The 21,182-nt window shown below is 33.6% G+C and carries 19 protein-coding genes; 8 read left to right on the top strand and 11 right to left on the bottom strand.

Annotation, left to right across the window (positions count from 1 at the left end; genetic code table 11):
* Nucleotides 1-31: 31 nt before the first annotated feature.
* From AAC069_RS11990 to AAC069_RS11970, 5 genes are all read left to right on the top strand, one after another.
* A complete protein-coding gene (locus tag AAC069_RS11990; RefSeq protein ID WP_339920710.1) occupies nt 32-841 on the top strand; it encodes a mechanosensitive ion channel domain-containing protein in 810 nt (269 codons plus the stop codon).
* Nucleotides 842-844: 3 nt separating this feature from the next.
* Nucleotides 845-1,744, top strand: coding sequence for a mechanosensitive ion channel family protein (locus AAC069_RS11985; protein ID WP_091086148.1), 900 nt, complete (start codon nt 845-847; stop codon nt 1,742-1,744).
* A gap of 2 nt (nt 1,745-1,746) precedes the next feature.
* Entirely contained in the window at nt 1,747-2,976 is a 1,230-nt protein-coding gene (locus AAC069_RS11980) for a sodium:proton antiporter (protein WP_339920708.1), read from the top strand.
* A gap of 184 nt (nt 2,977-3,160) precedes the next feature.
* Entirely contained in the window at nt 3,161-4,894 is a 1,734-nt protein-coding gene (locus tag AAC069_RS11975; protein ID WP_339920707.1) for a response regulator, read from the top strand.
* A 344-nt stretch (nt 4,895-5,238) separates the two neighbouring features.
* On the top strand, nt 5,239-6,057 hold the full coding sequence (locus tag AAC069_RS11970) for a hypothetical protein (protein ID WP_339920706.1): 819 nt from the start codon (nt 5,239-5,241) through the stop codon (nt 6,055-6,057).
* Between the two features lie 103 nt (nt 6,058-6,160).
* On the opposite strand, the gene AAC069_RS11965 is transcribed toward AAC069_RS11970, so the two are convergent.
* From AAC069_RS11965 to AAC069_RS11930, 8 genes are all read right to left on the bottom strand, one after another.
* Nucleotides 6,161-7,213 carry an o-succinylbenzoate synthase gene (locus tag AAC069_RS11965; RefSeq protein ID WP_339920705.1) on the bottom strand — a complete coding sequence of 351 codons (1,053 nt, stop codon included), beginning with the start codon at nt 7,211-7,213 and terminating at the stop codon, nt 6,161-6,163.
* 275 nt (nt 7,214-7,488) lie between these two features.
* On the bottom strand, nt 7,489-8,691 hold the full coding sequence (locus tag AAC069_RS11960) for a hypothetical protein (RefSeq protein ID WP_339920704.1): 1,203 nt from the start codon (nt 8,689-8,691) through the stop codon (nt 7,489-7,491).
* A 116-nt stretch (nt 8,692-8,807) separates the two neighbouring features.
* Nucleotides 8,808-9,485 (bottom strand): metal-dependent hydrolase, encoded by a 678-nt coding sequence (locus AAC069_RS11955; RefSeq protein ID WP_339920703.1) that lies wholly within the window; start codon nt 9,483-9,485, stop codon nt 8,808-8,810.
* Between the two features lie 11 nt (nt 9,486-9,496).
* A complete protein-coding gene (gene menA / locus AAC069_RS11950) occupies nt 9,497-10,447 on the bottom strand; it encodes a 1,4-dihydroxy-2-naphthoate octaprenyltransferase (protein WP_339920702.1) in 951 nt (316 codons plus the stop codon).
* Nucleotides 10,448-10,504: 57 nt separating this feature from the next.
* Entirely contained in the window at nt 10,505-12,007 is a 1,503-nt protein-coding gene (locus AAC069_RS11945) for a PH domain-containing protein (protein WP_339920701.1), read from the bottom strand.
* Nucleotides 12,007-12,522 (bottom strand): PH domain-containing protein, encoded by a 516-nt coding sequence (locus AAC069_RS11940; RefSeq protein ID WP_339920700.1) that lies wholly within the window; start codon nt 12,520-12,522, stop codon nt 12,007-12,009. The genes AAC069_RS11945 and AAC069_RS11940 overlap by 1 nt, the downstream gene beginning before the upstream one ends.
* A gap of 80 nt (nt 12,523-12,602) precedes the next feature.
* Nucleotides 12,603-13,433 (bottom strand): 1,4-dihydroxy-2-naphthoyl-CoA synthase, encoded by an 831-nt coding sequence (locus AAC069_RS11935; protein ID WP_074724270.1) that lies wholly within the window; start codon nt 13,431-13,433, stop codon nt 12,603-12,605.
* A gap of 729 nt (nt 13,434-14,162) precedes the next feature.
* The gene (locus tag AAC069_RS11930; RefSeq protein ID WP_339920699.1) at nt 14,163-15,017 is read right to left on the bottom strand and encodes a S1-like domain-containing RNA-binding protein; all 855 of its coding nucleotides are present in this window, start codon (nt 15,015-15,017) and stop codon (nt 14,163-14,165) included.
* Nucleotides 15,018-15,339: 322 nt separating this feature from the next.
* Here AAC069_RS11930 and AAC069_RS11925 point away from each other — a divergent pair, with 322 nt between their 5' ends.
* Nucleotides 15,340-16,692 carry a M28 family metallopeptidase gene (locus tag AAC069_RS11925; RefSeq protein ID WP_339920698.1) on the top strand — a complete coding sequence of 451 codons (1,353 nt, stop codon included), beginning with the start codon at nt 15,340-15,342 and terminating at the stop codon, nt 16,690-16,692.
* A 71-nt stretch (nt 16,693-16,763) separates the two neighbouring features.
* The gene (locus AAC069_RS11920; RefSeq protein WP_339920697.1) at nt 16,764-17,384 is read left to right on the top strand and encodes a TlpA disulfide reductase family protein; all 621 of its coding nucleotides are present in this window, start codon (nt 16,764-16,766) and stop codon (nt 17,382-17,384) included.
* Between the two features lie 102 nt (nt 17,385-17,486).
* On the opposite strand, the gene AAC069_RS11915 is transcribed toward AAC069_RS11920, so the two are convergent.
* Nucleotides 17,487-17,828 (bottom strand): DUF2853 family protein, encoded by a 342-nt coding sequence (locus AAC069_RS11915; protein ID WP_339920696.1) that lies wholly within the window; start codon nt 17,826-17,828, stop codon nt 17,487-17,489.
* 232 nt (nt 17,829-18,060) lie between these two features.
* Complete coding sequence (gene menD / locus AAC069_RS11910) at nt 18,061-19,722, bottom strand: 2-succinyl-5-enolpyruvyl-6-hydroxy-3-cyclohexene-1-carboxylic-acid synthase (RefSeq protein WP_339920694.1); 1,662 nt, start codon at nt 19,720-19,722, stop codon at nt 18,061-18,063.
* Nucleotides 19,723-19,865: 143 nt separating this feature from the next.
* Between menD and AAC069_RS11905 the strand changes: the two genes are divergently transcribed.
* Entirely contained in the window at nt 19,866-20,363 is a 498-nt protein-coding gene (locus tag AAC069_RS11905) for an N-acetyltransferase family protein (protein ID WP_339920693.1), read from the top strand.
* A gap of 59 nt (nt 20,364-20,422) precedes the next feature.
* Here AAC069_RS11905 and AAC069_RS11900 read toward each other — a convergent pair whose 3' ends face one another.
* Entirely contained in the window at nt 20,423-21,010 is a 588-nt protein-coding gene (locus AAC069_RS11900; protein WP_339920692.1) for a glutathione peroxidase, read from the bottom strand.
* Nucleotides 21,011-21,182 lie beyond the last annotated feature (172 nt).

The following is a 21,182-nucleotide window of genomic DNA, read 5'->3' as shown; positions in this document are numbered from 1 at the left end:
GAGATTAATAGACTGTAAAAACATAAAATACATGAAGGAAATAATTGACTATACTCTTTTTCAAGACGGTGGTTTTAGCATTAAGGTTATTAGTATAATAAAGCTGATTGTTTTTGTAATCGTAGTCCTATTGGTATTAAAACTTATCAGAAAAGCGATTTATAAAGTCGAAAAAATTGATGTAGCCAAAAAATATTCTATTTATAGGTTAGTTCGATATTTGATTATTCTATTATCAATTATTGCCGGATTACAATTATTCGGTTTTAATTTATCAGTGCTTGTAGCTGGATCAGCAGCTCTTTTAGTCGGAATTGGTTTAGGGCTTCAGAATCTTTTTAGTGATTTTATTTCTGGAATTTTACTACTCCTTGATTCCTCTGTAAAAGTCAATGATGTTATTGAGTTAAACGGAATGGTTTGTACTGTGCAAGAAATTAATTTACGAACAACGACGGTTCTAACCAGAGACGATAAGTATATTATTTTACCTAATTCTGATTTAACTAAAAATCAATTAATCAACTGGACTCATAATGATCTTGCATCGCGATTTGAAGTAACAGTGGGCGTTGACTATTCGTCCGATGTTAAGCAGGTAATGCAAATATTAAAACAAGCTGTGGATAATCAAAATAGCGTTTTAAAACAGCCAAGTCCATTTATTCGTTTCACCGACTTTGGTGATTCATCATTAAATTTTTCAATAATTTTTTGGTCGGAGGAATTGTTTCGAGTTGAAAACATCAAGAGCGAATTGAGAATAAAGATATTTGAATTGTTTAAAAATAATAACATTACCATCCCTTTCCCCCAACGCGTTGTTCACATTAATAAATAACAAATGGAAGAGCAAATCCAAGAATATCTCTACAATCCTACAGTTGGTAAAATTGTAAGCTTTTTTATTGGCATCGCAGTAATTTGGATGTTAATAAAAGCAATTCAAAAGAACCTTTTTTCGAAAATTAAAGACAATAACAATCGCTATAAGGCTAAGAAATTCAGTACTTTCATTGGTTATTTTTTAACAATAATTCTTTTAACGGTCATCTTCAGCGATAAACTCGGAAACTTAACCGTAGCCTTAGGGGTTGCAGGAGCGGGTATTGCTTTTGCGCTACAAGAAGTAATCGCTTCATTTGCTGGTTGGTTAGCTATTATGTTTGGCGGTTTTTATAATACAGGCGATCGCGTTCAGCTTGGCGGAATTAAAGGCGACGTCATGGACATTGGAGTACTAAGAACTACGATAATGGAAACGGGACAATGGGTTGACGGTGATCTTTATAATGGACGAATTGTTTTAATTGCTAACAGTTATGTTTTTAAGGAGCCGGTATTTAACTATTCAGGTGATTTTCCTTTTTTGTGGGATGAAATAAAAATTCCAATTCAGTATGGCAGCGATTATGAAAAAGCCAAAGAAATTATTCTAAAAGCGGGAGTTGACGTAGCGGGAGACTTAACTGTGAGGTCCAAACAAAAATGGACTTCCTTACAAAACAAATACCGTTTAGAAGACGCACAGACCGAACCAATGATTTCCTTAATTGCTAATGATAACTGGGCTGAATATACCCTTCGTTATGTAGTAGGTTATAAAAGAAGAAGATTTACAAAATCAGAATTGTTTACAAAAATCTTAACTGAAATTGAAAAAACAAACGGAGCCGTAAAAATGGCTTCTGCGACATTCCAATTAGTTCAGGCTCCAGACTTTAATGTTAATATCAAAAAATAAAAATGGATCTATTTCATCTTTTTTCAATACTTATAGTATTGTCAGCAGGCTTCGCTTATATCAATTTTAGAATTTTAAAGTTACCAAATGCTATCGGACTAATGTTGGTTTCTTTAATTTTTTCTTTCATAATACTAATTCTCGGGTATTACTTTCCCGCGTTTAAAGAGAGTATCGCGATAAAAATGGACAATATTAATTTTAGCGAATTATTGCTAGAAGGAATGTTAAGTTTCATGCTATTTGCAGGAGCAATTCATATTAAATTCAAAGATTTGAATAATGAAAAACTCAGTATTTTACTTTTCTCAACCTTTAGTGTTTTAATTAGTACTTTCATAATAGGCTTTGCGAGCTACTATTTACTGACTTTTATGGGAATCAATGTGAAGTTGATTCATGCCATGTTATTTGGTGCTCTGATCTCCCCTACTGATCCTATTGCGGTTTTAAGCATCTTAAAAAGTGCTGGTGTTTCTAAATCATTAGAGACTAAAATTGCAGGAGAATCTTTGTTCAATGATGGTGTAGCCGTTGTCGTTTTTATTACGATTTTAAAATTAGCACAACCGGGAGCAAATTTAGAAATAAGCAGCATCTTACTATTATTTGGACAAGAAGCTATCGGAGGCTTGCTTTTAGGACTTGGAATTGGTTATATAGGCTATAAATTAATTGCCAGCATTGACAATTACCAAGTAGAGGTTTTAATCACACTAGCCATTGTTATGGGAGGTTACACTTTCGCTCATTTCATACATGTTTCTGGACCTCTTGCTATGGTTGCTGCAGGATTAATCACAGGAAATCAAGGTAAAAAATTAGGAATGTCAGACGTAACTGCTGAGTATATTGATAAATTTTGGGAACTTGTTGACGAGATTTTAAATGCCGTATTATTTGTTTTAATAGGTCTCGAATTATTGATAATACAAACTAATGAAAAAATACTTTTTGCAGCTGTAATCCTTTTATTAATTACTTTGATCACAAGGTATATTTCAATCTATATCCCTTCAATCGCCGTTCGTTTAAAAGAAAAAATTACTCAAAAAACTATTCTTATCTTAACTTGGGGTGGTCTTAGAGGTGGAATCTCTATAGCACTTGCCTTATCCATCGCTCCTGAATTCAGTAAGGATATTTGGGTTACCATTACGTATGTTATTGTTTGTTTTTCAATTTTAGTCCAAGGAATGACAATAGGGAAATTCGCAAAAAGAATGCAGTAAACCATTCGTGGTTTATTTCTGCCAAACGATATTGAAAATTAATTACAAAAAAAACAAAACTTTTAAATTCATTAGGTTTTATTCCTTATATTTATCATACCCTAATCTACTCAATACTATACCTATAAATTTTTAAAATTTGTATGGCGTACATATATGTATTCCTAACTTGAATTTATTAGCGATGGATTATACGAATTTAAATACCACTAAAATAGCCAACGATTTTTATAAACTACAACAAGATTACAATTCATTAAAAGAACGCTTTGATACAATAAACGACAAGAATCAAATTAATGAAAATCAAATCAATCAAATAAATGAAAAGCTCACTGTATCTTTAGAAAACATGTCCGATGCATTTGTTGCAATAGACAATGATTGGAAATATACTTTTGTAAACCAGAAAGCTGCTCTAATGTTTGGAAAACGACCAGAAGACCTCATTGGTAAAAATGCATGGGTTATATTTCCTAACGCCGTAGATACGCCATACCATAAAGTGTATTATAAAGCGATGAAATCCAAAAAAGAAGTCGTTTTTGAAGATTATTATGTACCATGGGATCGCTGGTTTGAAAATCGTGTAATACCCAGTAAAGAAGGTATAGTTGTTTTTTTTCAGGATATCACAGAGCGAAAATTAGCTGAAAAAAAATTACTAGACCTGAATACGAAACTAGAGATTCGAAATAGAGAATTACATAGAAGTATTATTCAAATTCAAAAGATTAATACTGAATTAATTTATGCAAAAGAAACCGCTGAAGAAGGAGATCGTTTAAAATCTTCATTTCTAGCAAACATGAGTCATGAAATCCGCACCCCAATGAATGGTATTTTGGGCTTTACAGCTCTTCTAAAGGAACCAAAGTTAACCGGGAAGGAACAACGGGAATATATTCGCGTGATCGAAAAGAGCGGGGACAGAATGCTTAATATCATAGATGACATCGTTAGCGTCTCAAAAATAGAATCAGGACAAATGAATCTATCTTATAAAGAGACTTCAATTAAAGAGCAAATCGAATGTATTTATACCACCTTTAAGGAAGAAGCTAAGCAAAAAAATATTGCGCTTCAAATACATAATGCATTAAGCGAAGCTGATAACTTAATACGCACAGATAAAGAAAAAGTCTATGCTATATTGTCGCATTTACTTACCAATGCATTAAAATTCACCGATCAAGGACTAATTGAGATTGGATGTTTTAAAAAGGATAATTCTATTACCTTTTATGTAAAGGATTCTGGAATAGGTATTGATTCTAATAAAATAGATATCATTTTTGAACGATTCAGACAAGTGGATGATTCTTTACACAGGAATTATGATGGCGCTGGACTAGGTTTGTATATTTCCAAATCTTATACCGATCTTTTAGGCGGTAAAATCTGGGCAGAAAACAATATAGATAACGGGGCAGTGTTTTATTTTAAAATTCCATTTATCAAACCAAATGAAATTGAAAAAGAAGTCAAAACTCCGCTGTCCTTAGTTCCTTATGAAACTCAAAAATTAAAAATACTTGTCGCAGAAGATGACAGTATCTCGCTAAAGTTTATTTCAAAAATTTTAAAAATATTCGGAGAAAACTTATTGATAGCTAGAAATGGATTTGAAGCGGTAACCTTATGCAAAAACAATCCAGATATTGACATCGTATTAATGGACATTCAAATGCCAGTTATGAATGGATATGAAGCCATCAAAAAAATAAGAGAGTTTAACGAAGACGTAATTATAATTACACAAAGCGCCTTCGTATTTACGGACGAAGCCGAAAAAGCAATTGAAGTTGGTGGTAACGGATACATTTCAAAGCCAATTGATAAAAAGCAATTAATTGACCACATCAACAAACAAATAATCAAATCAAGAAACAAATCACAAACTACCAATGTTTCATAATCTCAGTTAACCTGAAGTTCCAATCTAAGCTTTTTTTGTACCAAATTTGTCCATTAGACAAGTATAGAGCTCAATTAAAATTTAGCATAAAATCTATGATGTCGAGTCCTTGCAACTGATCCCGAAAGTAATAAAGACATTCGAGCTAGTACTACTAAATTATTCGTTTCAATCCCGATTTTAGTGCAAGGAATAAAAATAAGATCCTATACAAAGTAAATCCATCACTAATTATATAGAACTCATTCTTTTTATTTCGTTTTAAAATCGATTATAGTATAAAAGATTTTTCTCCTACTATTTGTCAGGAAAACTAAATTTCCCGTCTGAATAGAAAACTATTTATGAGAAAGTATATTGTAATTTTATTAGTGGCTGTTTCAGCTCAATTAACGCATGGGCAAAGTCCATGGACAAAAGAAAAAGGAAGAGCATATATTCAGCTAGGAGTTTCAGGGCTCTTTTACAATAAAGCACAAATAGATGGAATAAATACTACCCTAGCAGCTGATTATACTGATATAACCACACAACTATACAGTGAGTACGGTATTACTGACAAACTAGAAGCTTTACTTATTGTTCCAATAAAATTCGCTAGTTTCGAAACTGTTGCAAATAACACTTCTGAAAACCTTTCTGGATTAGGTAATCTAACACTTGGACTGAAATACAAAATCTATGATGAAAAATGGAAAATTAGCACCGGATTACAATACCAAGCAAACACTTCTAAAAATGATCTATTTACTGGCTTAAGCACTGATTTTAACGCCAACACTTATCTTCCTTATTTAAGTGCCGGAACTAGCACTGGGAAATGGTATTATTTTGGAAACATTGGCTATGGATATATGACCAATAACTACTCCGATTATTTGAAATTTGCTGCCGAAATTGGCTATAACATTAATCCAAAAGAACACCTTATACTAGCTCTAGACACTAAAAATCCTGTCATAAAAGAAAGTGCATTCGCTAATAACGTCTCAAAATGGCCTTCTTATTTAGACCGTCAAACGTATAACGCAGTAGGATTAAAATATAATTATGAGTTTTCGCAGAACAAATATGGAGCTAATATTTCTGCTTTTGGTGCTTTCGGAAATGACAATACACCCCTTACACCCTCGATTAACATTGCTGTTTATGCCAAATTATAAGTCACTTTATACTAATTAAGCAGTGGCTATTTTTTATAAAAAAACCGATTTTTACACTCCTGTAAAAATCGGTTTTTTTAATATTTAACTGCTAAAATTCCTTTTACAAAATTGATAATTCATCAATATTAAACTGCCAATCGTTTGCTTCCCTATACCAAAGATGTCCATCAGATACATCTAAAGGACAGTCAAAATTATTAGTATAAAGAGCACCTGTCCCGAGGCCTTGAGGCATCAAATTATCTTGTAAAAAAGTCCACTGAGCTATTGCATTTAAACCTACATTACTCTCCAATGCAGACGTAATCCACCAACCAACCTGGTGCTTCTCAGCCAATGAAATCCATTCTTTTGTGCCTCGAAAACCACCTATAAAACTAGGTTTTAAAATGATGTATTGAGGCCTCGTTTTTAGTAATAATAGCTCTTTTTCCTCTACTGTAAATACACCAATCAGCTCTTCATCTAAAGCAATAGGTAATGGAGTACTCTTACACAGCTCTGCCATCCTGTCAGTATTGTTTTTTTGTATCGGCTGCTCAATACTATGTAATTTAAATTCAGATAGTTGTGATATTTTATCTAAAGCTTCATTTAAACCAAAAGCACCATTAGCATCTACTCTAATTTCAACTTGTTCTGGAGTGAAATACTGCCTAATATAACGCAATAAATCTAGTTCCTTATTAAAATCTATCGCTCCAATCTTAAGTTTTACACAAGTAAATCCCTGCGCTAATTTTTCTTCTATTTGCTGCTTCATAAAAGCCGCTTCACCCATCCAAACGAGACCATTGATTTGGATTGATTTTACACCCTCAGTAAAATCCGAAGGAAACAATAAAAAAGGACTTTCACTTTGCAATGATTGAAAAGCCATTTCGACTCCAAACTGTATCGAAGGAAACTCCATTAACGCTTCCCAAAGCTGGTCTTTTCCTATGTGAATATTATCGCAAGTCCATCTCAACTTTGCTTCATAATCCGGACGATCATCAACGCTTAATCCTCTTAAAATCCCACACTCGCCTACTCCTGTTTTTCCGTCTTTTTCAAGTACCAAAAACCAGGTTTCCTTTTCGGTCATAACGCCTCTTGAGGTTCCAGAAGGACGTTTAAAGTCCAGCATGTATTTGTGGTAAGTTGCTTTCATATTTTGTTTTAACTACAAACATCCCTACCATTTCGGTAAGGCTGACTACGTTTTTTGAATTCTTCTAGACTGCTGTCTAATTGATCAATTAAATTATGATTTTGGTTTTATTAAATAAGATAACCCAATTAATAAAATTCCAAACACACACAACGCAAGAAATAAATAAGTTGGCATTTCCTCATAAATATACATTTGGAGATTTAATATTATCCCTACAAAGAGAAAAATCAAACCTACTAATCGCATATAACCAATTACTTTTTTCATGTTTTCTAATTTGCTAACAATTTTAAAACTCTCTCAAAATCATCACTTTGAATCCCTGCCTTTTTAAAAAGAGAAAAATCTTGTTTAATTTTTTGAATCCAACTTAGACTGTCGTTTACATTTTGGGATTGGTATTCCTTGTAAATTGATTTTGCATTTCTAAACTCATCATTCAGTAGATACGCATGCGCCAAATTAAGTTTCACTAACAACTCTGTATCATCCAGCTTCTCCCCTTCTTTTAGGAATTTAATCGCCTTCCCATATTGTTTAGTTGCAATATAAGCAAAGCCAATGTTACTATAATCTAATGCAGTTGCCTTTCCATCATTGATTATCCTAGTGTATTGCGCAATTGCATTACCATAATCCCCTTTCTTAGTAAAATTTAACGCCTGGCTACGCAAATCATTATATACGCCCTTAGAAACGCCCGTTTCATTAATACAGTTTTCTCCATTATCCTTATACACTTTAGCCTGCTCTATAGCAAGCAAATTCTGGAATTCCTGAAACTTATACTTTTTTTGAATTTTCTCTTCTATACAAATGCAAAAATCGTCAGAGTTAGCCAGTTTTCTAGCTAATGCCGAAGTTTTACATTGGTTGATTATGAATTTTCTATTTTCTAAAGTCCATCCTCTACTTAATTTAGTATCCACCCAAGGAACTACTTCAAGAATGATTTTTTGTTTCATAATCCAGTTAGAGCTCTCAAAACCAAACCAAAGATTCCCGGTCGTATTTTTCAAACAAGATGACTTATCTATTGAAAGTCGCTTTGCATCTTTGCTTAACGGTGTCTCTTGCGCTAAACAAGCCTCATCCATTTTACCGCTTTTTTGATACGCTAATGCCAGTTCATTTGATGAAAAAATAGCATACTTGCTTTTGTCATCTCCTGAAATACGCGAAAGCAAAAAAACAGCACCCGCAGAGCCTTGACTAATTCCCGTAGGATCCGGAATTGCTTTTAAAAGCGAAACTAAACTTCCAGCCATTTTTTGATTGTCATCCAAAAGGGTAATTCTATAAATTAACTCCGTGGTTCCTATAGGAAAGTCGTCGGTTTTAATGACAATCCTATCTCTTGCAGAAACGATAATTTCCTTAGTAGTAGCTCTATCTTTGTCCCAATAACCATCTTGTTGAGCAAATCCCGACTGATAAAAAATGCTAATCAATAGCAGAAAAACTATTCTATTCACTGGTATGTTTTGTATTAACTGTACGAAACTAGCCCAGATGGAAGTAAAAATCCTTATGTGCCGGGGTTCGGCACATAAGATTGTAACATACAGCTGGAAATAGCTCCTAAATTATTTTATAATTCGATACTCTCTCCTATTTTTAGCAACATTAAATCTTTTCCTTTGTCGAAGAACTTCTGAATGGCTTCTTTATGATCAATTTCGATATAACCAAAGGTGTCATAGTGATACCCAAGTACTTTATCACATTGTACAAAGTCAGAAGCGAGAATAGCATCCTCAACATCCATAGTAAAATTGTCTCCTATAGGAAGAATTGCCAAATCTAGCTTGGTGCGCATTGGAATCAGCTTCATGTCCATAGTAAGAGCAGTATCTCCAGCGATATAGATGTTCTTGTGTTCACCCTCGATAACAAATCCTCCTGGATTACCACCGTTTGCCCCATCAGGAAATGAACTCGAATGAACAGCATTTACATATTTCACTTTCCCGAAATCAAAATCCCAACTTCCGCCGTGGTTCATAGGATGCGCCTGAAATTCTTTGGCGGCATAATAACTTGCAATCTCAGCATTTGAAACGATGACCGCATTCGTGCGCTTTGCAATTGCTTCAACATCCAGGATATGATCGCCGTGAGCGTGGGTTAATAAAATATAATCTGCTTTTAGCGTATTGATATCAATATGTTCAGCTAACGGATTAGCCGAAATAAATGGATCTACTAAAATGTGCTTCCCACCTACTTTGATTCCGACACATGCGTGTCCGTAAAATGTAATTTTCATATATTTTATGTTTAAGAATTATTGACAATTAAATCAGAAAAGAAAAAAATCATACACAAAGCCAGCAGTACTGAAAGTGCAAATGTACTCAATGCTAATTTTTTTAATTCAGGATCTAATGCCTTAGGATCTTTGTTTTTATAAACGTTACTTAAATGTTTAGTTAAAGGGATGTAAGCCAATAAAAATAAATACTGATCAAACTTAAAACTATTAATCAAGGCAAAAATCAACACCAAAGACATAGCAAAAGTGACTAAAAAGTAATGATATAGTTTTGCTTTTTTACCGCCCATTTTAACAACCAACGTATTCTTTCCTACCTTTCTATCTGACTCTTCATCACGCATATTATTCAAGTTCAAAACACCAACACTCAAAAAGCCTATTGCCATCGCCGGCAAAAAGAGTTCGATATCTATTTGTTTTGAATACAAAAAATTCACTCCCAAGGTACTCACCAATCCAAAAAACACAAATACAAATACATCACCAAGTCCACGATATCCATAAGCCTTTGACCCAATTGTGTATCGGATTGCCGATAAAATAGCCAATATACCTAATACCAAATAGAACAGCGAATAGAAAAGGTTTGTATCAGTAAACGCGAAATAGATCAACAATATAGCTGAAAGCAACGTAAGCAAGGAAGTAATTATAATTGCTACTTTCATTGCTTGCGGAGTAATCACGCCACTTTGAATCGCACGTTTAGGCCCAACTCGATCTTCATTATCTGTGCCTTTGATTCCGTCACCATAATCATTGGCAAAATTTGATAAAATCTGCAATCCAAGCGTCGTTAAAATGGCAAAACCAAATATTCTCCAGTTAAATACTTCTGTTGGAGTAAGTATATTATCCGTTGGGTTTGCCAAGGCATACATACTTCCCACAATTATACCAGAAACGGATAAGGGTAATGTTCTTATTCTTGCTGCTTCAATCCAATGTCTCATTTTATTTTATTTTACTATATTTTTGTAATTCATTCTTTTTCAAGCTTTTTTAATAGCTTACATCCAATTATCATTAGACGTTTCGACCTTGTACAGCCATAGGTTCACATAATGTTTTATGGTACTAAAGTCTCCTAATTGAAACGTAAGGTTTCCTCCCGCTGTATGTATTATTATCGACCCAATATTAGCCTTCTTGTGCCAAAACAACTGCGAAGTAGTAATGGCCTGGATTTTACTGGGTTCAATTATTCTATTATCAATATCCCAAGCACCGCTTTGCTTAATTATAAAGTCATCGTTAATATAAAGCCTATTATTCTGAAAACCAAAATAAACAATTAGCCCTACAAACAACAAATACAGTACTACCGCATAGGTATAATCAAAAAACAATGGCTGAATATATTTTGCAAAAGCAAAAAAAGCAACTACAGGCAGCAGCATTGACAGAAAGGTGGAAAAAACAAGCTTGCGGTAATTCGGTTTTAAAACAATTCCTTTTACAGGTATTTTTTGAAATAACAGTTTAAAAATAGCCTCCTTTTCAGTTTCATTGCAACCCGGAATTTCAATTACAGTTTTACTATTCTCTTTATCACTGCTCGTTGCTTGCCTAATTTTAATTTCCAAAATATTCATTTTCTTTTGAAAATAATTCCTGGTAATAGTTACAATTTGCACTTTTTCTGGCTTCACAATGGTATTCTTAGTACTTAACAATCCAAAAGAAAGTAACAATGAACTGTTTTGTTTAGCCACCTTATAATCAAAATACTTATAGACAACCCGAGCTAAATTGATTATCAAAACCAAAGCAAACATTAAGATGAAAAAAAATACAATCGAACTAACTACTGAACGCTGTTCTACGTAGGCATCAAACTGCTCTTTGTCAAAATCTGAGTCCGCTATAAAGCTTTTACTTTGTTCATATAAAGTTGTGAAAAAAGCCAATATCAATCCCAAAGTTTTCACATAATTAGAAGTAATTCCCACTTTTAACAAGCTCAAAAAACTAATCTTAACAATCGACTCTTTCTCGACACTTCTCTCTTGAACAATCGTTTGCTCATCTGATAAAATCGAAGTTTTCTTCTCGTTATCTAACAATCTAGCTTTTAAAGCTAACGCTAACGGGTGTGAAATTGCTTTAATCCTTCCTTCTTTCTTAGCACTTCCTGCCGTATCCACATTCAACTCATAAACACCTATAAAACGCTGGATTAAAGACTGATTTATATCTACTTGCTGGATTTTGTCCAGTTGAATAATCGTTTTTGTTTTATTAAAAATTCCTTCATTAATAATAAACTCTTCGTTTTCATCCTGCAGGTAAAAGGTAAAGTTCAAGTATTTTAAATAGGCTACTATCGCTGTTACTATTAAAAAAACTCCAATACCTAAAAAAACGTAGCCCTTATTTAATTCATCAAACTTAACAGCATAAACCAGCAAAACAGGCCATAAACCACGGCCCCACTTTTGTACGGTATCAAAAAAAAGTATCAAAACTCCAATAGAAGACTGCCTTTGAGGCTGGTTGAACTGCTCCTCCATTATAATTGTTTTTGTATTTTCCCCATCAACAATTGTTTAATATTTTCTGCTTGATCTATTGCTATTCCTGGAACTTCTAAATCACTAGAACTACCACCCGCGGTAAAAACTTCAATTTTTGCTAATCCAAAATACCTCGAAACTAACCCTTCATGTAAAGCCACATGTTGAATTCTGTTATAAGGAATTACGATTGTATTTGTCGCTATAATTCCATGTCTGAAAAGAACATCATGAGTCCTGAATGCAAATCCTTTTTTCTTAAAACTAATTCTCGAAAGTAACAAAACAAGAAAAAGGAATATAAAATAAGCTGCTGAAATCCCAACCGCAAAAACCAATAATCCTCGATTAAGAAACAGCAATACGCCCAAGCCTGCTCCCGCTAGTAAAAAAAATAAAAATACATTAAGCAAGGTTACTTTCCAATAATCAGCATGTAAAACAGAGAACTGCACCTCCTCAAATTTAGGAAGCTGTGTCGTATCAATTATTTCATTTGTAAAATTCTCCATTTATTTTTTGTTTAAAATTTAATGTATGACAATTTAAAGGTCTTTATTAAGACAACTTCAAACCTTAAACTTTAAACTTTTTATGGCAACCATTTCTTTTCAAAATTTGGCTTGCGCTTTTCTAAAAACGCATTCCTACCTTCTTTAGCTTCTTCCGTCATATAAGCTAATCGGGTAGCTTCACCCGCAAAAACCTGTTGTCCTACCATTCCGTCATCTGTCAGGTTCATGGCAAATTTCAGCATTTTAATAGCCATAGGTGATTTGCCTAATATTTCTTGTGCCCATTCATAAGCGGTATCTTCTAATTCTGCATGTGGAATAACGGCATTTACCATTCCCATATCCATTGCATCTTGAGCTGAATAATTACGTCCTAAGAAAAAGATTTCTCGTGCTTTTTTCTGTCCTACCATCTTTGCAAGGTAAGCCGAACCGTAACCACCATCAAAACTAGTCACATCAGCATCTGTTTGTTTAAAGATGGCGTGTTCTTTACTCGCCAGCGTTAAATCACATACGACATGTAAGCTATGACCACCACCTACCGCCCAACCAGGAACCACGGCAATTACTACCTTTGGCATAAAACGGATTAAACGTTGTACTTCTAATATATTCAAACGATGTTGACCGTCTTCTCCAACGTACCCTTGATGACCACGAGCATTTTGATCTCCACCACTACAAAAAGAATACACTCCATCTTTAGACGAAGGACCTTCAGCAGAAAGCAAAACAACCCCAATTGAAGTGTCTTCTTGTGCATCATAAAATGCGTTGTATAACTCAGCTGTTGTTTTTGGACGAAAAGCATTGCGGACATCAGGTCTATTGAACGCTATTCTAGCGACTCCATTGCATTTCTTATAGGTGATATCTTCGTATTCTTTGGCGGTGATCCAATCCATTATAATTGATTTAAATTATTTAAGTGTAAAAATAAATCATTTTTTGCATTTTATACTATTCTATGAGGGAAGCTTTGGAAATCCTTCCTTTACAAAACGGCTGTAAAGTGTTAAAGTTTAAAAGAAAACAGCTTATTAACAGTCGTCAACTACTATAATGACTAATTTTAGATCATGCTAATCAGCAGAATACGAATAAACAATCCTGATTTAGCAATTAAACTTCACTGATTTATTAACCTAAAAAAAGAATAATTTGAATTCAATTAAAAATTTTGTCGCTCCTTGTTCTAAGGTACTAAATTACACTACTAATTCTGCTACCTTGACAATCGAGCTAATGAGAAAATCATTTATAAAACCAGCAAAAAAATAAAGAGTAACACCGACGGTTAAAAAAAAGAATTCTTTTCTCACTTACCATATTGGATAAGTTGACTAATGTTAGAGAAAGAATCTTGCAATATATATACAAAACCAATGGCTTTTAATGTGAAATTGATTCTTAGCTGCTAAGTAAATGTTTGAACATCTAAAGACAAGTATTCATTGAAGTAATTTTATGCTTGAGTCAATATTTATAAAATAGTATTTATACTAAAAAACTAATTGCAAAAGTAATAGAACTACTAAAAAATGAAATTGTAATTATTTTGATGTCGTTTTATATTTTATAAAATGGTATTAAAGAGAGAAAGACTAACCCTTTTGGATTAGTCTTTCTTTTTTTTATTCTTTAATCAAGTATATTCCGTCTTCTTTAATTTCGATTAGCTTTTCTCTATAAAGAGCTCCAATCGCTTTCTTGAATGTTTTTTTACTCATTTTTAAAACAGTCTTAATATCTTCTGGGTGTGAACTATCAGTCAATCTTAAAAAACCGCGACTGGCTCTTAATTCATCTAGAATTATATCTGCATTGGGTTCGATACTTTGATATCCTTGAATCTGTAGTGAAACATCAATTTTGTTATCAGGACGAATATTTTTAATGTAACCACGCATACGGTCTCCCGTACGAATAGCATCATCATATACTTCATCCTTATACAACAAGCCTTTAAACTGCTCGTTAATAATTACATTGATTCCTATTTCCGTTATATGAGAAACAATTAGCTCTACCTCTTCTCCTTTTTCAACAGTAAGCTCTTCATTTTTAAGAAACTGATTCGTCTTACTTGAAGCAACTAAACGGTTTGTTTTCTCATCCATATAAAGATAAACCAAATATCTCTTACCTTTTTCCATAGGACGAGCCTGTTCTTTAAACGGAACCAGAATGTCTTTTTCCATTCCCCAATCCATAAAAGCACCAATCTGATTAACATAATTTACACGTAAAAGTGCAAATTCATTTAATAAAATATAAGGCTCTAGCGTTGTTGCTACAGGACGTTCTTCATGATCTAAATAAACAAAAACAATCAACTCCTCACCTATCTCAAATTCGTTAGGCACATATTTATTAGGTAAAAGTATGTCGTGTATTCCCTCAGGGTCTGTCTCTGGTGTACCCAAAAATAAACCAACTTTAGTATCACGAAGTATTGTAAGCGTATTGTATTTTCCTATTTCAATCATTTTATTCAATTTTCTAAGCCGCAAAGGTACGAAGTTTGAAAATAGTAAACCCACCCCATTATACAATTCCCTAGTATTTTCCTTATTAGAAGCAAAAACAATATAAATTACAAAAACGATTCGTCCCGCTATCCGCAGTATCTTTTGGGCTAAACCCCAGCCCAAAAAGGATACGCACTTCTATCGGGGCTAAATTACAGCGTTTCGTTCTCTTCTAAACCAACAAAAACTCATTAAACAACTATTAAAATTAATTTTACTACCTATTAACTTTCTTTTTTTACTTAATTTTAAATTCTGAAAATTAAATACCAAAAAACAAATGAAACCAAATCCTTTTTGTTACCTCTTTGCCTTATTATTTTTTACTCAAATCAGCTTCGCCCAAATTACAGTTGATGATCCCGAAATCAAAAAAATGATTACTGAAGTCAAAGCTGAAAGCCTTGAAAACACCGTAAAAAAACTTGTTTCCTTTGGAACCCGTCATACCTTAAGCGATACAAAAAGTAAAACGCGAGGCATTGGCGCAGCACAACAATGGGTTAAATCTGAATTTGATAAATACGCTTTAGAATCAAATGGTCGACTTAGTTCAAAAATCGATTATTTTACCATAAAAGCAGACGGACGACGTATCGCAGTCGACAGCCAATTGGGAAATGTAATGGGAACATTAAAAGGAACGGATTCTAGCGATGATCGCGTACTAATTATTAGTGGCCATCTAGACTCCAGAGTTTCGGATGTTATGGATGCTAAATCAGATGCACCAGGTGCTAACGATGATGGTTCCGGTGTAGCAGCTATGATGGAACTAGCTAAAATAATGAGTAAAAGGTCATTTCCTTATACTATCATTTTTGTTGCAGTAACAGGCGAAGAACAAGGACTTTATGGCGCCAGGCATTTAGCTGAACTTGCCAAACAAGAAAACTGGAATATCGTAGCGATGATTAACAACGATATGATAGGAAACAGCTTATCTAGCGGAACAAACCTACGAGACAATACTAAAGTAAGAGTATTTAGCGAAGCGACTCCCTATCTTGAAACTGAGGACGAAGCAAAAATGAGAAAGCTAACAAATAGAGACAACGACAGCCCTTCCAGGTTATTAGCCCGCTACATAAAAACAGTAACAGATCAATATGTTGACCAATTAGAGATAAATCTTGTCTACAGAAACGATCGTTTTTTACGCGGAGGTGATCATACTCCTTTTAGTCAAAATGGATTTACCGCTATTCGTTTTTGTGAAATGAACGAAAACTATAATCACCAGCACCAAGACTTACGAACTGAAAATACGATTAAATATGGTGACTTACCTGAATTTATGGACTTTGAATACCTACGCAAAATAACTGCATCAAATTTAGCCACATTGGCTAATTTAGCTTGGGCACCAAAAGCACCTACCAATGTGGGAATTGAGGTAAAAGACCTGACTAATTTCTCAACATTGGTTTGGAAAGCAGCTGAAAATAAAAAAACGTACGGGTACCAAGTACTAATTAGAGAAACTTCATCCACAAACTGGGAGAAAATGATTTTTGTAACAGATACCAAAGCAACAATACCGTATTCTAAAGATAATTTCCTTTTTGCCGTTCAAGCGATAGATGAACTAGGACATGCTAGCTTGCCAGTTTTTCCAATACCAATTCGTTAAAAAATCATGTGATTACGCAAACAAAAGAGCGCTGTCTGCATCAAAAATAGTATAATCTAACACAATTAGTAATGACAGGAAAAAACAGTGACGAGAAACAATCCAAACAACTCATTAATCTAAAAATGATTAAGAAAAATTTATCGACAATTGTATTCCTAATCTTTATTACTATTTTACTATTCAGCCCAGATGCAAAATCTTTTCTCATCAAGCAGTTGATGTTCACTGGTCTTTTCAACGCTGAGATTTCATCAGTTAACTCTTCAGATAATACACTCCGTAATCATTTTGATTTTAAGGATTACGAAGGCAATGTTCAAAATACATCTGACTTGAAAGGTAAAGTTGTTTTCATCAACTTTTGGGCATCTTGGTGTCCACCATGTGTTGCTGAATTTCCTTCTATAGAAAAATTCCACTCTGAATTTAAAAATAATGATAAAATTGTATTTTTGATGATCAACATGGATGATAATATAGCCACGGGACAGCAGTTTCTAGACAAGAAAAATTATTCGTTGCCCATTTTTCAAGCCGTATCAATCGTTCCGAAAGAAATTTATTCGGGTTCCTTACCTACTACCATTGTTTTGGATAAATTTGGAATAATGAGATTACACAATGAGGGGTTCGCCAACTATGGCGGGAAAAAATTTAATCTTCAGATAAAACAGTTGCTCGAGGAATAAATATCGTAAAGACTCACTACATACAATGTTATACATAGAGATAAGACAGAACCAAAAAAAGCGCCCATAAGGCGCTTTTTAAATTTTATACAAAGAAAAATATTAATTGTAAACACTTTCTTTTTTGAAGTGAACTGCTAATAGGTAATATACAACAGCTCTGTATTTATTTTTATTAGAGCGACCGTATTTCTCCATTATTGCATCGATACCTGCGTCTAAATTTGCTCCATCTGCTAAACCTAATTTTTTGATTAGAAAATTATTTTTAACCGTATCTAATTCTGCTTGTTGGCTTCCAGCCACTGTTGCAGCATCTGCATTATAAATTGACGGGCCACAACCAATAGTTACTTTTGTCAATAAATCCATATCTGGAGTTACACCACATTTATCTTTTAAATCTGCAGCATATTTTTCAATTAATTCGTCTCTCTTGCTCATAAATAAAAATTTAATAGTTTAGTTAATAATTTATTATACTCTCAAATTTAAACATTTATTTATAAGAGCGCTTTATTTTCTTAATAAATTATTCAAAATACAACCAATAAAGGGCGAAATATGATGCAAAAGACCTTAAAAAAACTGTTTTCAACAGTAATACCAACAATTCCCTATTAAAACTCAGTTAGTATAATTTATTTTAACAAACCGCTATTTTTAATTCTACAGATTACAACAACTCTTTAAAAAACTGCAACAAAATAGAATCGTTTTCAAGCGTTGGTGTAAAAACCTCCAGTATTCCTGGCTTTTCATTTTGACCGTATAAAGTAGCTAAACCTATTTCTAAGCTTGATTCATCACTAGCAATCGTATATTCAAAACCGTACATCGTAGCTAAATGTTCTGCGGTTAAACAGTGAGACGTTTCAAAGAAAGTATTAAAAACAGGGGTCTCTTCATGTCCAGGTAAAATTCTAAAAATTCCTCCACCTCCATTATTAATCAAAATTATTTTAAAATTTTTTGGAATGTAATTGTTCCATAAGGCATTGCTATCATATAAAAAACCAATATCTCCCGTTATAAATACCGTTTGTTTTCCATTGGCCACAGCCGCACCAATAGCAGTGGAGGTACTTCCGTCAATACCGCTAGTTCCTCTATTGCAATACACCTCAATTGAAGGATCAATAGCAATCAGCTGTGCGTAACGAATCGCCGAACTATTACTGATTTGTAACTGCGAATTTTTAGGTAGACTTGGAATCACTTTTTCAAAAACTTTAAAATCTGAAAATGGAATTGTATCCAAATAGATTTTGCTTTTTTGTTCACGTAATTTATTGACAGCATCCAAACTCTTGAAATAGTCGCTCTCAACTGATCTTGTCAACGGTAAAAACACATCGAAGAATAGATTTGGTTCTACTTCAAAATGCTTTGTCAACGCATTGAAAGTATCGTATGCTCTTAGAGAATCGATATGCCAATGGTGTTTTGGTTTGTATTTTCGTAAAAAGGCTTTAATCCGCTTCGAAACAATCATCCCGCCAAAAGTGACTAATATCTCAGGACGAAAATCCTCAAAATCCTCACTAGTAAAGGGAGTGATTAAAGTATCTATGGTATTGATAAATGTAGGATGATGTACGTTTGATGTCGTTTCAGTCAAAACTACCACCGATTCATCAGCAGCTAAAGTTTCGATTATGCTTTCATTAATAGCATCAGGGTCATTCACGCCCACTAGCAATAATTTTTTTGTAGCCTGGTTCCAAATCGTAGCATACTCGGCTACCTCATCGTGTGAAAGTGACTGCGTATCTTTTGCGGAAACGGTTACGCTCACATTCACAGAAAGCTCAGAAGTTGTCTCATACAAAGGCTCTTCAAAAGGGGCATTGATATGTACAGGACCTTTTTGAGCAATTGAAATGTCGATCGCCTCTTTTATTTTAGTGTCATTTTCAACACAAACCATCTCGTTCAAATTGGCATTGTATAAAGAATGATTTGCAAATACATTTTCCTGACGGATAGTTTGTCCATCACCAATATCAATTTTGCTTTGCGGTCGGTCAGCCGAGATGACAATTAGCGGAATCTGACTATAGAAGGCTTCCGCAAGTGCTGGATAGTAATTCAATAATGCCGAACCAGAACTGCAAATCAATATTACTGGTTTTTTAGTTTGTTGGACTATACCCAAACCAAAAAACGCAGCACAGCGCTCGTCCGCAATACTGTAACATTCAAAAGCAGGATTATTAGTAAAACCAATTGTTAAAGGGGCATTTCTCGATCCTGGAGAAATTATTATAGTGGTAATTCCTTTGGCTAAACAAGTTTGAATAATGCTTTGCGCTAAAGGTATTTTGGGGTAAATCATTAAATTTTAGTTTAAAGTTTAAGGTTTAAAGTCTCTAATATTCTTCAAAACCTCAATCTAAGCAAAGTTACAAACTTGCTCCTTCTTTTCGTCTCATTTTAACTGATTTTTCTTAAATTTGGAAATAAATTTTACTGATCAAAATGGAAATCAAAATTCGACCTTACCAAACAGAAGATACCCAAGTAATATTAGATATCATCAACTATAACATCTTAAATTCAACTGCCTTATATGATTATAATGTACGAAGCTATGAACAACAAAAAACAATTTTAGAAGATAAAATTAATAAAGGATTCCCCGTAATTGTAGCTGAATTAGATGGCGTTGTTGCCGGTTTTGGAATGTACAGTGAATTCCGGTTCAGAGAAGCTTATAAATATACCGTAGAACATTCCGTTTATGTGCACAATGATTTTCATGGCAAAGGAATTGGAAAAATACTGCTACAAGAATTAATTGACTTAGCTAAAAAACAAGGACTACATACAATGATTGGAGTTATTGATGCTGAAAATCAAAGTAGCATAACCTTTCATGAAAAATTTGGATTCACAACCGCAGGAATAATAAAAGATTCTGGATTTAAATTTGACCGCTGGTTGCACTCTGTCTTCATGCAGCTAATTTTGGAATAATAAAAAAGCGATTTTCACAAATGAAAATCGCTTTCTTATATGCTGTAAACTTAAAAAAACTATGCTTTTATCCAGTCGATAACTGATGCATCAGTTGGTAATGTTTGAGGCGCAATTACTTTTTCTAGTTCTCCGTTTTCATTGATTAGGTATTTTTGGAAATTCCACGACACCTCTGAATCTTCTACACCGTTTTTAGATTTTTGCGTCAAGAATTGGTATATCTCACACATATCATCTCCTTTTACAGATACTTTATCCATCATAGGGAAAGTCACACCGTAATTAAGTTGGCAAAAAGAAGCAATTTCCTCATTTGTTCCCGGTTCTTGCGATGCAAAATTGTTTGCAGGAAAACCGACAATCACAAAGCCTTTGTCTTTGTATTCTTTATAAATCGCTTCTAAATCCTTGTACTGAGGTGTTAGTCCACATTTTGAAGCCGTATTTACGATCATTACTTTTTTTCCTTTTAGGCTAGAAAAATCGAATACATTTCCTGATAAATCTTCAACCTTAAATTGATAAATATTTTGTTTTTCCATAGCGATTTCACTTTTATTTTTATTTAATTTTTTGCTTTGTGCCTGATTTTGGCAACTGAAAAGAAATAATGCACTACACGTTAGTACCAATAGTTTTTTCATAATTAATTTTTTGATAAAATTAAACAAATTCAAAATTACTTCTATGTATTCAAGGTTGCTATTTTGATTGAACAAACGTTAAAAAAACGTGACGTATTTATGTTTTAGTACATATCTTTCTGGAATAAAAAAGCCTGACGCACAAAAAGTAGTAACGGCAGGCCTTTCTAAC

This window comes from uncultured Flavobacterium sp. (genome assembly GCF_963974175.1).
Taxonomy (GTDB): domain Bacteria; phylum Bacteroidota; class Bacteroidia; order Flavobacteriales; family Flavobacteriaceae; genus Flavobacterium.
Note: the sequence above shows the minus strand (reverse complement) of the source record. Positions and strands in the feature narration are given on the sequence as shown.